General features: G+C 64.9%; 9 protein-coding genes. All 9 read left to right on the forward strand.

Annotated features, from left to right (window positions below):
• Positions 1–52 precede the first annotated feature (52 nt).
• The 9 genes from radA to G3T16_RS12675 all read left to right on the forward strand — a co-directional run bounded on the left by radA (position 53) and on the right by G3T16_RS12675 (position 16,637).
• Complete coding sequence (radA, locus tag G3T16_RS12635) at positions 53–1,447, forward strand: DNA repair protein RadA (RefSeq protein WP_163495564.1); 1,395 nt, start codon at positions 53–55, stop codon at positions 1,445–1,447.
• Between the two features lie 62 nt (positions 1,448–1,509).
• Positions 1,510–4,050: a cyclic nucleotide-binding domain-containing protein gene (locus G3T16_RS12640; protein WP_163495565.1), complete on the forward strand. Its 2,541-nt coding sequence runs from the start codon at positions 1,510–1,512 to the stop codon at positions 4,048–4,050.
• Between the two features lie 2 nt (positions 4,051–4,052).
• Complete coding sequence (locus tag G3T16_RS12645; RefSeq protein ID WP_163495566.1) at positions 4,053–4,946, forward strand: hypothetical protein; 894 nt, start codon at positions 4,053–4,055, stop codon at positions 4,944–4,946.
• A 4-nt stretch (positions 4,947–4,950) separates the two neighbouring features.
• Positions 4,951–6,663 carry a cytochrome c3 family protein gene (locus tag G3T16_RS12650; protein ID WP_163495567.1) on the forward strand — a complete coding sequence of 571 codons (1,713 nt, stop codon included), beginning with the start codon at positions 4,951–4,953 and terminating at the stop codon, positions 6,661–6,663.
• Positions 6,660–8,642, forward strand: a complete 1,983-nt coding sequence (locus G3T16_RS12655; RefSeq protein WP_163495568.1) for a heme-binding protein — start codon at positions 6,660–6,662, stop codon at positions 8,640–8,642. The genes G3T16_RS12650 and G3T16_RS12655 overlap by 4 nt, the downstream gene beginning before the upstream one ends.
• Before the next feature lie 5 nt (positions 8,643–8,647).
• Complete coding sequence (locus tag G3T16_RS12660) at positions 8,648–10,537, forward strand: hypothetical protein (RefSeq protein WP_163495569.1); 1,890 nt, start codon at positions 8,648–8,650, stop codon at positions 10,535–10,537.
• 9 nt (positions 10,538–10,546) lie between these two features.
• Positions 10,547–14,287, forward strand: a complete 3,741-nt coding sequence (locus tag G3T16_RS12665; protein ID WP_163495570.1) for an LVIVD repeat-containing protein — start codon at positions 10,547–10,549, stop codon at positions 14,285–14,287.
• Positions 14,269–15,558 (forward strand): multiheme c-type cytochrome, encoded by a 1,290-nt coding sequence (locus G3T16_RS12670; protein WP_163495571.1) that lies wholly within the window; start codon positions 14,269–14,271, stop codon positions 15,556–15,558. The genes G3T16_RS12665 and G3T16_RS12670 overlap by 19 nt, the downstream gene beginning before the upstream one ends.
• Positions 15,555–16,637, forward strand: coding sequence for a protein phosphatase 2C domain-containing protein (locus G3T16_RS12675; protein WP_163495572.1), 1,083 nt, complete (start codon positions 15,555–15,557; stop codon positions 16,635–16,637). Before G3T16_RS12670 ends, G3T16_RS12675 begins: the two co-directional genes overlap by 4 nt.
• Positions 16,638–16,642 lie beyond the last annotated feature (5 nt).

Consider the following 16,642-nt stretch of genomic DNA (forward strand, 5'->3'; position numbering starts at 1 on the left):
CCGGCCACTGACAGCCGGGACCGGGAAAAATTCAGCGAAAATGGGGCAGGAGATGGCCAGGAGCAAAACCGCGTTTGTCTGCAATGACTGCGGCTCGGACCATGCCAAGTGGCAGGGGCAGTGCAGCGATTGTGGCGCCTGGAACACGCTGACGGAAGTGCGGTTGGGGCCGGCTGCCGCCAGGGGCACGGCCCGCGGCGGTGCCGGCCGCGCCGTCGGCGGCGGGCGCGGGGGCTATGCCGGGGCCACCGCCGAGGCGCGAATCCTGGCGGATATTGATCTGCAGGACCTGCCGCGCTTTTCCAGTGGTGCCGAGGAATTCGACCGGGTGCTCGGCGGCGGCCTGGTGCCGGGCTCGGCGATCCTGGTGGGGGGCAATCCCGGCGCCGGTAAAAGCACCCTGCTGTTGCAGACCATGTGCCATCTGGCAGCCTCCATGGACGCGCTGTACATCACCGGGGAGGAGTCCCTGCAGCAGGTCGCCATGCGTGCCCGGCGGCTGGGTCTGCCCACCGACAAGCTGCGGCTGATGACCGAGACCAGTGTGGAGGCGATCATCGCCGCGGCGGAGCAGTTCCGGCCCCGGGTACTGGTAGTGGACTCCATCCAGGTGGCGCACTCGGAGGAGTTGAGTTCCGCGCCCGGCAGCGTCTCCCAGGTGCGCGAGTGCGCCGCTTTTCTCACCCGCTTCGCCAAGCAGACCGGCACCGTGCTGTTCCTGGTGGGTCACGTCACCAAGGATGGCTCACTGGCCGGCCCCAAGGTGCTGGAGCACATGATCGACTGTTCCATCCTGCTGGAGGGGGATCACGACTCCCGCTTTCGAACCCTGCGCGGCCAGAAGAACCGTTTCGGGGCGGTCAATGAGCTGGGGGTGTTCGCGATGACCGAACAGGGCCTGCGTGAGGTACGCAATCCCTCCGCGATCTTCCTGGATCGCAGCAGTGAACCGGCTTCGGGCAGTGCGGTGATGGTGGTGTGGGAGGGCACCCGCCCGCTGCTGGTGGAAATCCAGGCACTGGTCGATGAGAGCTCGCTGGGCAACCCGCGGCGGGTCGCGGTAGGGCTGGAGCAGAACCGGTTGGCGATGCTGCTGGCGGTGTTGCACCGCCACGGTGGTCTGCAGGTTGGGGATCAGGATGTGTTCGCCAATGTGGTGGGCGGGGTCAAAGTGCTGGAGACCAGTGCCGACCTGGCGCTGCTGCTGGCAATTGTGTCGAGCTACCGCAACCGCCAGCTGCCGCGGGACATGGTCATTTTCGGCGAGGTCGGCCTGTCGGGGGAGATCAGGCCGGTGCCCAGTGGCCAGGAGCGGCTGGCGGAGGCGGCCAAGCACGGTTTCCGCAGGGCGATCGTGCCGCGCGGCAATGCGCCGCGCAGCGAAATCAAGGGGATGCAGGTGCTGGCGGTATCCAAATTGGCGGAGGCGCTGGCGGCGGTGGAATAGTGCGGCAAAAAACAATAAAATTTTGTGATTGGCAATCTCCCCGTCTATAGTGTGGGGAATAAATGGCGGCACAGGCAGCCGCCGGGGACGAAAACAAGATAACAGGGACGCCGATCTTGGGGGAGAGGTATCACACCGTCATTGTGGGCGCAGGGCCAGCCGGTCTGAGCGCGGCGGGCAGGGCTGCTGACTACGATCGCGAAGCGGGCGTCGACAGCCCCGGCTACCTATTGCTCGAGGGTTTTTCCACCTTCGCCAAGACCATCCAGAAGTACCAGAAGGGCAAGCACGTCATGGACGAGCCCGGGTTTCTGCAACTGCGCAGCCCGGTCCCGTTCGTAGCCGGCAAACGCGAGGAAATCCTCGGCGGCTGGCAGGACAGCATCGCCGCCGGTCTGAACATCCGCTATGACAGTGAGGTGGTTGCCATCAACGGCAGCCAGGGTGACTTTCGGCTCACGCTGTCAGGTGGGGACGAGATCGAAGCGGAGTACGTGGTGCTGTCGATCGGCACCCAGGGCAACCCCCGTACCCTCGGCGTGGCGGGCGACGCAGAATCCGACTTTGTCCGCTACACCCTGGATGACCCCGAGGATTTCAAGCAGGAAACCGTTGTCGTGGTGGGTGCCGGTGATGCGGCGATCGAGAATGCGATTGCGCTGTCGGACTACAACACGGTCTTTATCATCAACCGGCGCAACGAATTCTCCCGGGCCAAGGACGGCAACCTGAACGCGGTACTGGCCGCGATCAACGACAAGAGTCGGCCCTTCCATTGCCGCTATGAGGCGAGCGTCGCGGGCCTGGAACTGCCCGCTGCCGCCGGCGAGATGGGCGCTATTGTGCTCAACACGCCCGCCGGCGAAGAACGCCTGCCCTGCCACCGCATCATCGCCCGCCTGGGCACAGTGCCGCCGCGCAGCTTTGTCGAGTCCTGCGGCATCGAGATCAAGAGCGCCAGTGCCGACGCGGTGCCGGATGTCGACCGCCACTACCAGAGCAACGTGCCCGGGCTCTACATCATCGGTGCGCTGGGCGGCTATCCGCTGATCAAGCAGGCGATGAACCAGGGCTATGATGTCATCGAGTTCATCAACGGCAAGGACACCAAACCGGCCGATTACCCGCTGTTGCAGGAACAGTTCTCCGGTCTGCCCTATGTAATGGATGCAGAGGATGTGCTGAACCTGTATCAGCAACGCATTCCGATGTTCCGGCGCATGAATCCGCTGGCGTTCCGGGAGCTGATCATCGAAAGCCGTATTCTGGTCAGCCTGCCACCGGACGAGTATGCCCGCAGCGAATCCCGCGGCGAGCGCTCGACGGTATTCATCCCGGCCGGAGAGCCGGTCTACCGCCACGGTGAGTTCAGCACCACGTTCTACACCCTGGTGGAGGGCGAGGTGCGGTTACAGTTGGAGCAGGACGGCCCCTGGCACAGCCTGAAGCCGGGCCAGTTCTTCGGCGAAATGAGCCTGATCTCCGGGCGCCCGCGGCAGGGCGATGCCATCGCCAGCGAAGACTGCATCCTGATCGAGACTCCGCGCCGCATCATGGTCAAGCTGATGAACTCCAACGAGGAGGTGCGCCAGGGGATCGACCGGATCTTTATCGTTCGCGCGCTGCAGGCCGCCTTCCGCCCCGAGCTGCCGCTGGCGGAGCTCGCCGCGATTGCCGATCGGGTCGAGAGCTGTCGTTTCAATGCGGGCCAGGCCCTGTTCAGTGAAGGCGAGGAAGGCGACTGCCTGCACCTGATTCGCAGCGGCACGGTAGTGCTGTCGCGGGGCAGCCAGAACATGGTGGTGGCCCAGCATCATTCCGGTGACCTGGTGGGGCAGATGGCGCTGATGGGTTCCCCGCTGCGGCGCGATACCGCCAGGGCCGCGGTGCGCACCGAAACCCTGAAAGTGCAGCGGGCCGAGTTTCTGGCGCTGGTCAACAGCCAGCCGGACCACGTGGCCGTGCTGCAGGGCCGCCTCAGCACCCTGCTGCAACAGACCAATGCGATGGCTTCCCAGCCCGAGGCTGCGCGCTCCATCGGTTTCCTGATGGACCAGGGGCTGGGCGAGGCCACCAATGCGCTGGTGATAGACGAGTCCCTCTGTGTCGGCTGTGACAACTGTGAGCGGGCCTGTGCCGAGACCCACGGCGGCCTGTCGCGGCTGAACCGGGAGGCCGGCCCCTCCTTTGCCAACCTGCATGTGCCGATTTCCTGCCGCCACTGCGAGCTGCCGCACTGCATGAAGGATTGCCCGCCGGACGCGATCCGCCGTTCAGCCGATGGCGAGGTGTTCATCACCGACAGCTGTATCGGCTGCGGCAACTGCGAGACCAACTGTCCCTACGATGCGATCAAACTCAGCTACGCGGCGCCAAAGAAGCCGGGGCTGTGGTCCTGGATGCTGTTTGGCAGCGGTACCGGGCCGGGCCAGCCCGAGACCTTCCAGCCGGCTCCGGCCGACAAGGAGCGCGGCAAGAAGGCCGTCAAATGTGATGCCTGCATGGGACAGGCCGGCGGCCCGGCCTGTGTCCGCGCCTGCCCCACCGGTGCCGCGATGCGGCTGTCTCCAGAGCAGTTCGTGGCCCTGGTCGAGGCCCGTTGACGATGCGGGAGAGTCTGCTGGGCTGGCATCACTACCGCTATCTGAAATGGGCCCTGGCGCTGCTGGTGATCAGTGTCGTGCTGTATGCCACCCAGGGCGGCAGCGGAGCGGCCCAGCCGGCCAACGGCGGTACCTGGCAGGGCTATGTGCTGGGCACCGTGGGCGCCCTGCTGATTGTCTGGCTCAGTGCGCTGGGTATACGCAAACGCAGCTACCGTTCCAACGCCGGCACGGTCCAGGGCTGGGCATCGGCGCACGTTTATCTCGGCACCATTTTGCTGGTGGTGGCCACACTGCACTGCGCACTGCAGTTCGGTATCAACGTGCATACGCTGGCCTACGTGTTGATGTGCGCGGTGATTTTCTCGGGTTTTTTTGGACTCTACGCCTATTTGCACCTGCCCGGGCGGCTGGCGGCGCTGGAATCAGGTGTCGATCAACAGGGTCGGCTTGAGGAGCTGGCGAAGGTCGATGGCCGTATCCGCGATGCTTCTGAACGTTGTGATGCCAACCTGCAGTCGCTGGTGATCAGTGCGCTGGAGCTGACCAGGGTCGGGGGTTCTGCCTGGCAGCAACTGCTGGCCCGCGACCGTTCCCGGGTGATGATACCCGGTGCGGACGACCAGAAGAGCCGGGCGGCCAGCAACACGGAACAGGAGGTGGTGCTCAGGCATCTGGCCGCGCGTATTCCGGATGCGCGCAAACAGTCCGAGGCCGAGGTGCTCAATGAGCTGCTGGCCCTGTTTGGCCGCCGCCAGGTGCTGCTGCACCAGTTGCGCCGGGAAGTGCAGCTGCGCGGCCTGCTGAAGATCTGGCTGTACGTCCATATTCCCCTGACGGCAGGACTGCTGGTGGCATTGTTGGTCCATATTGTCGTAGTTTTCCTCTACTGGTAGCGCGATGTATTTTCTGGTTCGCAAACTCACCGGCCGCGGCAGTGGCGAAGCGCTGGAAACAGAGTACCAGGGCGACAAGCTGACCCTGGGCGCCGAGCCCAATGCGATGGTGCCGCTGCCCGGTGTTGAGGCTGACGTCACGGTACTGGCCGAAGGAGGCGGTGGCGGCCGCATCACCGCGCGGCGGCCGGTCATCACCGTCGATGGTGTCGCCAGCCGCAGGGCGAGCCTGCAGCCGGGGGACAGCTTCGGTCTGCCCGGTTATGCGCTGGAGGTTATCGCCCCGCCACAGGGTTTTGATTTTGCCCTGCAGCTGGCTACCGAGGGCAAGCCTGTCAGTGCCTTTGCTGGCAATGTGAATCTGGAGGAGCACACCTGGAGCATCCGCCGCAGTAGCTGGGTACTGGCCCTGCTGGTGCTTGCGGTGGCACTGGTGATCCCGGCACTGGGCCTGTGGCGCGCCGATGTTGCCAGTACACTGCGCAGCACCCCGCTGCCGGATGACGGTCTGTGGTCCAGCGGGCCACTGGTGTCAGCGCATCAGGCCGCCGGGGTCAGCCAGGAGTGCCAGGCCTGTCACCAGACCCCGTTTGTAATGGTGGAGGACGCAGCCTGCCTGGATTGCCATCGCGGTGTCAACGAGCATGTGGACCTCGCCGTACACGATGCTCACGCCTTCAGTGAGGTGCGCTGCGGCGCCTGTCACCGCGAGCACAATGAGCCGGCGATGATCACCCGCCGCGACAAGGGACTGTGCGTGGATTGCCATGCCGAGCCCGAGACCTGGGCCGTCGCTGGCGAGCAGACGATGGCTGCAGTGGAAGCGTTTACTGCCGCGGCGCACCCAGAGTTCCAGCTGGCATTGCTGGAGCCGCAGGGGCCGGGCGCGGCCCATGGCTGGGAAATCAACCGGCAGCGGCCCGGTGCGGAACCGCTGCGCGAGCAGTCCAATCTCAAGTTCACCCACGAAGTTCACCTGGACCCGGCCAAGGTGCAGCACGAGGGCAGCGGAGAGGCCCTGGAATGTGCCAGCTGCCACACCCTGAAAGACGACGGGGAACACTTTGAGCCAATCACCATGGATGCCCACTGCCGCAGCTGTCACGGCCTCAGCTTCGATATCTTCGAGCCTGAGCTGGAGTTGCCCCACGGTGATCTGCGGGCCGCTATTGTGGCGATGGAGGCACATTTCATTCGCGAGTTCACCGACCCCGAGCTGCGTCGCCAGCGGGCCGCGGAAAAGCCGCGGCGGGTACCGGGCAAGCGCGATTCGGCCGCCAGCTGCGAGGGCAGCGGTCTGGACTGCGGCCGCGCCGAAGCCCTGAAAGAGGCCCAGTACCAGTTTGCCAATACCGGTTGCATAACCTGCCACGAGGTAATGGAAACAGGTCTCGAAGACATCAACGACCGCTGGTTCGTGCAGCCCATTCGTCTCACCGGAGACTGGTATCCGCATGCGCGCTTTGATCATACCAGCCACCTCAGCCGCGCTTCGGACCGGCCCGACGAGGTATGCGAAAGCTGTCACGAGGCTTCGGTCTCCGACAGCGCCGGGGATATTCTGATGCCGGCCCGGGATGATTGCCTGGGCTGTCACGCTGAGGATACGGGGGCCGCGGCCCTCGATTGTGTCAGCTGCCACGCATTCCACCAGGCCACGGGGACGCTGTCCCGGGTGGCGCGTGACAGTGCCATCTTACAGGGGGAGAAACCATGAAATGGCGTCTGTGGTGCCTGTTGTTGGGCGCGGCCGTGCTGAGTGCATGTGGCGGCGGTGGCGGTGGTGGTGACGGCAGCGGCAGTTCGCCGGACACCGACGCCAGCGACGTGCCGTGTACCGGGCAGTGCGCCGGTGCCAGCAGTTTTCTCACCGCAGCCGATGTTGGCCGGGTAGTGGCGCAGGGCGTCCACCAGGCGCAGGCGCTGGGCGGTGCCGCGACCATTGCGGTGGTGGATCGCGTCGGCAATGTGCTGGCGGTGTACCGGATGGCGGAGGTGGGAGCGGCCAATGACATCACCATCAGTACCACCTTTCCCACGCAGGTCAGTACTGGCCTGGAAGGCGTGGTACTGCCGGTGGCGGTGGGTGGCGACGCGCTGGCGGCTATCGCCAAGGCCGTAACGGGAGCCTATCTTTCCAGCGAAGGCAACGCCTTCAGCACTCGCACCGCGAACCAGATCGTGCAGGAGCATTTCAACCCGGGTGAGCAGAACCAGCCCGGCGGACCCCTGTTCGGGGTCCAGTTCAGCCAGTTCGCCTGCTCCGACTTTACGCTGGGCTCGGCGGATGTTGGCGCCGGTCCCAGGCGCTCGCCGCTGGGTCTGTCGGCAGACCCGGGCGGTTTTCCGCTGTACAAGAATGGCACCCCGGTGGGTGGGGTAGGGGTAATCGCCGACGGCCGTTACAGCATCGACAAAAATATCCTCGACCGGGATGTCGATCTCGACGAGCAAATCGCCTTTGCTGCCACCTTCGGCTTCACCGCTCCGGTGGATCGGCGGGCGGACCGGATCACGGTTGAGGGCAAGGTGTTTCGCTTCAGCGATATCGGGCTGGAAGACCTGCCGGTGGATCCGGCGCAGGCGCCGGCATTTGACAGTCTTGGCGCTGCCGGCCAGTTGCTGGCGGTCACCGGTTACAGCAGCGCTTCGGTGCGCAGCGGGACCGCCTTTGGCCAGGCGGCATCGGGTGTGCGGGCGGCCCCCGGTTTTGCCGGCCTGGACGCCTTCGTTTTCGTCGACGACGATAACAACAATCGTTTCGCGCCCCGCGCCGGCACCGACGCTGCCCTGCTGGGTGGCCAGGCGCTGTCCGCAGGCGAGGTACGCCAGTTGCTGATATCGGCAATTACCGTGGCCAACCGGTCGCGCGCCCAGATCCGGCGCCCGGTGGGCAGCCAGGCCCGGGTCACGGTGTCGGTTGTCGACAGCCAGGGAGAAATCCTCGGCATGCTGCGCACCCGCGACGCGCCGGTGTTCGGCGCCGATGTCTCGCTGCAGAAAGCGCGTACCGCGGCGTTGTTCTCGTCGCGGGATGCGGCCGACTTCCTGCGCGGTATTGATCAGCCCGCCCAATACCTGAACCCCGACCTGTCGCCGGCGGCGCAGGTGGAGATAGGCAGCTACGTGGACGCGGCCCAGGCTTTCATCGGCCCCCAGGCGCTGACTGATGGCACTGCCTTTTCGGACCGGGCTGGCGGCAACCTGTCGCGGCCCTTCTACCCCGACGGTATCCGCGGCAATCCCGCCGGCCCGTTCAGCAAGTCCTTCCTCGACAATGAGTGGAGCGTGTTTTCCACCGGCCTGCAGCTGGATCTGGCCTTCAACAATATCATCGCCCATATCGCCTTTGTGGCGGGGCTCAGCGACACCGACGTCGGCGCCAATTGTGCCCAGTCGGCGCAGCCGCGGGTGGCCAATGGCCTGCAGATATTTCCCGGCAGCGTACCGATTTATCGCGGCGATACCCTGGTCGGCGGTATCGGCGTCTCCGGTGACGGTATCGAGCAGGATGACATGATCTCCTTTCTCGGGGTGCACGAGGCCGGCGAGGCACTGGGTGGCAGCATCAACAATGCGCCGCCCGGGCTGCGCGCTGACCAGCTGACTCCGGGCGGCACTCGCCTGCGGTATATCCAGTGTCCGCAAACCCCCTATATCGACAGCGACGCACAACACGTGTGCGCAGGGAAGTGAGCGCAATGGCCAGACTACAGATATCGGCAATAGCCGCGACAGCCACCCTGCCCCTGCTCGGTGGCCTCACTCTGCTGGCAGCTGCGGCGCTGCCGGCACCGGTGGCGGCACAGGCCGCTGAGCCGGAGGTGATCTACTGCGATGACCTGGATCCCAGGGATCGCCAGCGCAGCACCCGGCGCCGGGCCGGCGGTTCCAACCGGGACTGCACCTACCGCGAGACCGTGGTGGACGAGGACACCGGTGAGGTGCTGCGCGAGACACCGGTCGCAGCCGCGCCACGCACGGTACTGCCGCGGCGCTATTCGCCGGTGCCCCGGCCCACTGCCGAGCAGTACGTGGACCTGGTGGCCATCCCCGACCGCTGGCGCATCGTCGACAGCCTGGGTTACGAGGACAACTGGTGGGACCCGTACAACCAGAACACGATCAAGGGTGACAAGCCCATCCACGGCGACTGGTTCTTCAACGTGACGGCCATATCCGACTCGGTGCTGGAGTTCCGCGAAGTCCCCACACCGGTGGGCGGCCAGAGCACGAATGACCCCGGTTCGCTGGATGTGCTGGGCAGCACCGAACAATACCTGTTCAACCAGAACCTGGCGGTGGAGCTGGTCTACTACCAGGGCGACACCGTTTTCCGGCCGCCGGACTGGGAGTTCCGCTTCACCCCGGTGTTCAACTACAACTACACCGAGCTGGACGAGATCCTGGGTGTGAATGCGGACCCGCGCGACGGCTTCACCCGCAACGACAACCACGTCGGTATTCAGGCGGCCTTTGTCGACAAGCACCTGCGCGATGTGTCCGAGCGCTATGACTTCGACTCTGTACGGGTCGGCATCCAGCCTTTCTCCAGCGATTTCCGCGGCTTTTTGTTCCAGGACGCGCCGTTCGGGGTGCGCCTGTTCGGCACCCGCGACAATAACCGCTTCCAGTACAACCTGGCCTGGTTCCGGCGCATGGAAAAGGACATCAACAGCGGCCTCAATGATCTGGGCGAAAGCCTGCGCGACGACGACGTCTATGTTGCCAACCTGTACTGGCAGGACCAGCCCAGCCTGGGCTTCTTCTCCCAGTTCAGCTTTATCTACAACCGCAACCGCGAAACCGATATCTTCTACGACACCAATGACTTCATCGCCCGCCCGGCTTCGCTCGGCGAGGAGCGGCCGCGGGAGTACGATGTGTACTACCTGGGCTACAACGGTGACGGCCACTTCGGCCGCCTCAACCTGACCACCTCATTCTATGTGGCGCTGGGCGAGGAAAAGGAGTCGGTGTTCAGCGGCCGCTCCTCGGACATCGAGGCTTTCTTCTTTGCCGCCGAGCCGTCCATGGACTTCGACTGGATCCGGGCACGGCTGTCCTTCCTGTATGGCAGCGGCGACGACGATCCCTTCGACGGCAAGAGTCAGGGCTTCGATGCGATCTTCGAGAACCCGCAGTTTGCCGGTGCCGATACCAGCTACTATATCCGCCAGGGCCTGCCGCTGATCGGCGGCGGCCGGGTCGCCCTGTCCCAGCGCAACGGCGTACTCAATTCCCTGCGCTCCTCCAAGGAGCACGGCCAGTCCAACTTCACCAACCCCGGCGTGATTCTGCTTGGCGGTGGGGTGGATATGGATATCCTGCCCGAGCTGCGCCTGTCCCTGAACGCCAATTACCTGGCCTTCGCTGAAACCGAGGTGCTGGAAGTGGCGCGGCAACAGGCCAATGTCGATCGCGAAATTGGCATTGATTTGTCCGCGGCGATGATCTGGCGGCCCTTCATGAGCCAGAACGTGGTGGTGCGCCTGTCCTACGCGCAGATGCTGGCAGGTGACGGGTTCAAGGACCTGTACGGGGACGAGGATCCCTATTCCCTTCTGTGTAACCTGATACTGACCTTCTGAGTGGCCGCTATGAACAGACCTGATCACACTGGACGCCTCGGGAACCCACTGCACTGGTGGCTGGCCGGTGTCGCGACTGTAATGCTGGCGCTGCCGGTGAGCCTGGCGCTCGCTGCCGCCGGGGAAAAACCCGTGCAGCGCAGTTATGTCACCGCACCCAACGCGCCGGCCAGCCAGAGCAATGAACAGATGGCGGCGAAGTCCGAGGGCTGCGTCAGCTGCCACACCCAGACCGATGAAAAGACCATGCACGTCAATCCGGCGGTGAAACTGGGTTGCACCGACTGCCACGGCGGCAAGGCGGAGGTGCATGTTCCGGGCGGTGCCGTGGCCGGCGACAGCGCCTACCTGGCGGCGATGGAGCGGGCCCACGTCCTGCCGCGCTATCCCGAGTCCTGGCACTATCCCTCCAGTGCCAACCCGGAGCGTACCTACACCCTGCTCAACAAGGAGAGTCCCGAGTTCACCCGTTTCATCAATCCCTCCGACTACCGCATTGCGCGCGAGGCCTGTGGTGCCTGCCACCTACCCATCATCGAGGCGGCTGAACGCAGCCTGATGGCGACCTCGGCCATGCTCTGGGGCGGCGCGGCCTACAATAACGGCATTCTGCCGTACAAGCGTTATATTCTCGGCGAGGGCTATACCCGCGAGGGTGAGCCCGCCAAGATCCCCGGGCCGGTGCAACCGACTGCCGAGATGACCAGGCGGGGTATTCTGCCGGAGCTCTACCCGCTGCCCGCTTGGGAGACCATCAAACCCGGCGATATCTTCCGCGTGTTTGAGCGCGGTGGCCGCAACATCACCAACCTGTTTCCGGAAACCGGCCTGCCCAATGCGCTGGGTCAGCTGCAGCGCCTGGAAGAGCCGGGGCGCCCGGATTTCCGCCAGTCCAACCGCGGCCCGGGTACCGGGGCGCGCATCTCGGTGCCGGTGATCAACATCACCAAGACCCGGCTCAATGATCCCCACACCTGGTTTATTGGCACCAACGACCAGCCCGGCGACTATCGCCAGTCCGGCTGTGCGTCCTGTCACGTGGTGTATGCCAACGACCGCGATCCGCGCCACTCGGGTCAGTACGCACAGTTCGGGCACAGTGGTGAATCGCAGTCGATCGACCCGACCATCCCGCGCGGCCGTCCGGGGCACCCGCTGCGCCACGCCTTTACCCGCGCGATTCCCACCAGCCAGTGCATGAGCTGCCACATGCACCAGCCCAATATGTTCGTCAACAGCTACCTGGGCTATACCATGTGGGATTATGAATCCGATGCGCCGTCCATGTGGCCGGAGGAACAGGTCTACCCCAGCCACGCAGAGCAGCGCGCCGTGCTGGAGCGCAATCCCGAGGGCGCCGCCCCGCGCGGCAAATGGGCGGATGTCGAGTTCCTGAAGACGGTATCGGAATTGAACCCAACGCTGGAAGATACCCAGTTTGCCGACTATCACGGCCATGGCTGGAATTTCCGCGCCGTGTTCAAGCGCGACCGCAAGGGCAACCTGCTCGACGCCGAGGGCGATGTGGTCAGTGATGAGGACCCTGACAAGTTTGACAAGGCCGTGCACATGTCCTCCATCCACCTGGACAAGGGCATGCACTGCGTCGACTGCCACTATGCCCAGGACAACCACGGCAACGGCCATATCTACGGCGAGGTAGCCGCGGCGGTCGAAATCGACTGCAAGGATTGCCACGGCTCCGCCCAGGCCTATCCCAACCTGTTCACTTCCGGTCCCGCGGCGCTGGAGGGCGGTACCGACCTGGGTGCCATCCGCAATCCGGACGGCCGCCTGCGCTTTGAGTGGATGGGCAACAAGCTGATCCAGCGCTCGGTGATGGACCCTGAACTGGAATGGGAGCTGAGCCTGGTCAAGGACAGCGTCGACCCGGTCCACGGCGAATACAACGAAAAGGCCGCCCGCGCCAAGCTGATGAGCCGTGACACCGCCGAACAGGACTGGGGGCCGGAGGTGGCCGGCGACGACCTGGCCCACAGCGATGACAATATGGAGTGCTATACCTGCCACACCTCCTGGACCACCAGTTGCGCCGGTTGCCACCTGCCGATCGAGGCCAACAACAAGACCGAGCGGCATCACTACGAGGGCGGTGCGTCGCGTAACTACGCCACCTACAATCCCCAGGTGGCCCGCGACCAGATGTTCCTGCTGGGACGGCGCGAGACCGCCAAGGGCGGCAAAATTGCGCCGGTGCGCTCCACTTCGGCGCTGGTGTTGTCCTCCACCAATGCCAACCGGGAGAAGATCTATATCCAGCAGCCGCCGATCGCGGCCAGCGGGTTCAGCTCCCAGGCCTTCAACCCGCATTTTGCCCACACGGTGCGCAAGACCGAGACCAAGGAGTGCGAGGACTGTCACCTGTCGCGCAACAATGACAACAACGCGATCATGGCGCAGTTGCTGATGTACGGTACCGGCTTCGTCAACTTTGTCGGCTACTACGCCTGGGTTGGCGGCGAGGAACACGTCACCGGGGTGCAGGTGACGGAGTGGGAGGAGCCGCAGGCGGTATTGGGCAGTTATCTGCATCGCTACGCCTACCCGGACTACTTTGCCGAGCACAAGGCCAACAACGACCAGCTGCAGCACGGCTATCCTCACGGCAGCGGCCCCGCTTCCTGCGTCCAGCATCGCGGTGAATATCTGTTTTCCGCCGAGGGTGATAAGGGCCTGCGGATATACGATATCGCCAGCATCGGCAACAAGGGCGTATCCCAGCGGATTATCACCGCACCCTTCAGTCCACTGGGCCAGGACACCCACATCCCCAGCGCCGACGCGACCTGTGTGGTGCTGCCCACCAATCAGCCCATTCACCCGGATCGCAACGAGGGTGAACTGATGCGGGAGATCAACGAGGAGCAGCCCTTCCATCCGATCTACGACTACGCGCTGGTCACCGATGCCCGGGAAGGCCTGATCCTCACCGACGTCAATACCCTGTCCGACGGCGAGCCGCGCAACAACCAGCTGGAGCGGGCGCTCACCTGGAACGAGAACGGCGTTCTCGACGGCGCCCGGCACATGGTGCTGGGAGGCAGTTTCGCCTATATCGTCGCTGACGCCGGCCTGGTGGTAGTGGACCTGGATCAGCCGCTGCAGCCTCGTCTGGCCGCAGTGGTGCCACTCAACCGTGGCCACTCGGTCGCGCTGCAGTTCCGCTACCTGTTCGTGACCGATGCCGACGGGCTCAAGGTGATTGACATCACCCGGCCCACCGCGCCAGTGCTGGACCGCGACAACGTGATTCCCCTGCAGCAGGCCCGGCGCCTGCATCTGGCGCGGACCTACGCCTATGTCGCCGCCGGCAGCGAGGGGCTGGCCATTGTCGATATTACCCGGCCCACCGGGATGCGATTGGTGCAAACATTCCGCGATGGCCTTAGCGACAGCCACGATGTGGTGGTAGCCTCTACCAATGCGTCCCTGTTTGCCTACATTGCCGATGGCGCCGCCGGGCTCAAGGTGGTGCAATTGACCTCGCCCAGCAGTCAGCCCAAGTTCTACGGCTTTTCCCCTGAGCCCAGTCCCGAGTTGATTGCCAGCTACGCCACGCGGTCGCCGGCGCTGTCGTTGAGCCGGGGTCTGGAGCGGGATCGCGGTGTGGACGAAACCGGTGGCCAGATGGCGGTATTCGGCCGGCTCGGTTCGCGTCCCCTCAACCTGGAGGAGATGCGCAAACTGTACACTGACAAAGATGGCAAGCCATGGTTCGTAGAAAACTGACAGCACTGGCCCTGTTGCTGGGGCTGGCGGGTACCGCGGCGCTGGCACAACCCCTGCCCGAGGAGGGACGCGATATACACGAGGGGGTCGCCAGTTGTGCCACCAGTGTCTGTCACGGCAAGGTAAGCGCGGACCCGGCCGCCAACGTGTGGCTCAATGAGTACCGGATCTGGCTGCGCCAGGACTATCATTCGCGGGCCTACCGCACCTTGCAGAGCGCCCAGTCCCAGGCAATCGCCGCCAAGCTGGGCCTGCCCAGCGCGCATGCGGCCAAGATCTGCCTGGACTGCCACGCCGACAATGTCACCGCCGAGGCCCGTGGCCGCCGTTTCCAGATTTCCGACGGCGTGGGCTGTGAGGCCTGCCACGGTGGCGGCGGCCAGTGGCTGGAGTCCCACGCCGAGGCCAGTACCAGCCATGCCGACAATGTGGCCAAGGGCATGTATCCCACCGAGCTGCCGCTGGCCCGCGCCCGGCTGTGCCTGTCCTGCCATCTGGGAACCAAGGACAAGTTCGCCACCCACGAGATCATGGGCGCCGGCCACCCCCGGCTGGCCTTTGAACTGGAAACCTTTACCGTCAACCAGCCGGCCCATTACGAGGTGGATGCCGACTATCGCGAACGCAAGCCGGCGATAGCCCCGGTCAACATGTGGCTGGCGGGGCTGGCCATTACCGGCATGCACACCCTGGAGCTGCTGCAGGAGGACTGGTTCACGAAGCCTTCGCTGGTGCCGGAGCTGTCCTTCTTCCAGTGTCACGCCTGCCATCATCCCATGGACGACTTGCGCTGGTCGGAGGAAGCCGACGGCTTGCCGCCGGGCAGTGTGCGGCTCAACGATGCCAGTCTGGTGTTGTTGCTGGCCGTGCTGGAAACCCTGGAGCCGGACGCTGTGGATCCGCTGCGCAGCGACCTCAACGCGCTGCACCGGGCGTCGCAGCAGTCCCGCCAGCAGGTCGTGACCGCGGCCCGCACTCTGCAGCAGCGCCTGGAGCCGCTGGCCGAAAGGCTCGGCAATGACACCTACGGCACCGAACAGCAGCGCCTGCTGCGGCGGGAACTGCTGGCGCAGGCGGCGGCACAGCGCTTCCGGCACTTCACCGCGGCGGAACAGGCCTTCCTGGCGGTTGAAACACTGTCCCTGTCACTGGGTGACGCGCCGCGCCTGAAATCCCCGCTGGACGCACTGTATGGTAGTGTGGAGGACGAAAACCGTTTCGTGCCGCAGCAGTTCGCGGTCCTGGCCAGGCAACTGATGGGAGCCCTATGACAAGAGATCCCGACGCCCGTTGGCGGGCCTGTGGCGAGACTGACGTCGGTCGCCGCGAGCACAATGAGGACGCCTTTCTGATCGACCACCAACTGGGGTTGATGGTGGTGGCCGATGGGGTCGGTGGTCATCAGGCGGGCGAGGTCGCCAGCCAGATAACCTGTGAAGTGCTGGCTCGCGATGTGCACGAGTCGAATGACCTCGAACCCGCGATACGCAGTGCCAACCTGGAAGTTCACGACGCGGTGGCCGGTGGCCGCGGCAAACAGGGTATGGCCACTACCGTGGTGGCGGCCCAGTTCAGCGGTGCCCACTATCAACTGGCCTGGGTGGGTGACAGCCGGGGCTATCTGTGGGATGGCCAGCTGAAGCTGCTGACCCGCGATCACTCCTATGTGGAGGCCCTGCTCGAGAAGGGCCAGATCACCTTTGAGGAGGCGCGGCGGCATCCCCGCAAGAACGTGATCGTGCAGGCGATCGGGCTGCAGGAGGAAGACAAGCTGCGGGTGGGTACCAATCAGGGGGTATTGCTGCCCGGACAGATCCTGGCCCTGTGCAGCGACGGTCTGAGCGATGTGCTCGATTGTGACCGGTTCGCGTCGGTGCTGGCGCAGGATCTGCCCCTGGAAGAACGCTGCCGTATCCTGGTGATGGCAGCGGTGGAGCAGGGCGGCCGCGACAATGTGACGCTGGTGCTGGTGGAAGGCTTGGCCGGCGGCGGCAGCGATGCCGCCGCCGACGCCGCAGCGCTGGAGCCGGACGTGGTCTGGCGCTATGATCCCGCCTCGGGCGAATACCACGGCCTGCCCGAGCTGGTGCAGCCCGGGCTGCCGGGGTCTGAACCACCGGCACCTGCGCGCCGGGCGAGTATTGCCCCGAAACGGTCCCGGGTGGCGCCGAGATCACCGGAGTCCACCCAGATGATGTCGGCGGACGAAATGGCGGAATTGCGCAGGGAGGCGCTGGAATTGCCGGCGCGGCGACGTCGCCGCCGCCTGTTGGTCGCCAGTATGGCCGCCGCGGTTGCATTGCTGGCAATTGCGGCCTGGTTTGTGATCGGCCCCCGCAGTGGCGGCTGAACAGG

The organism is Kineobactrum salinum (genome assembly GCF_010669285.1).
Taxonomy (GTDB): Bacteria; Pseudomonadota; Gammaproteobacteria; order Pseudomonadales; family Halieaceae; genus Kineobactrum; species Kineobactrum salinum.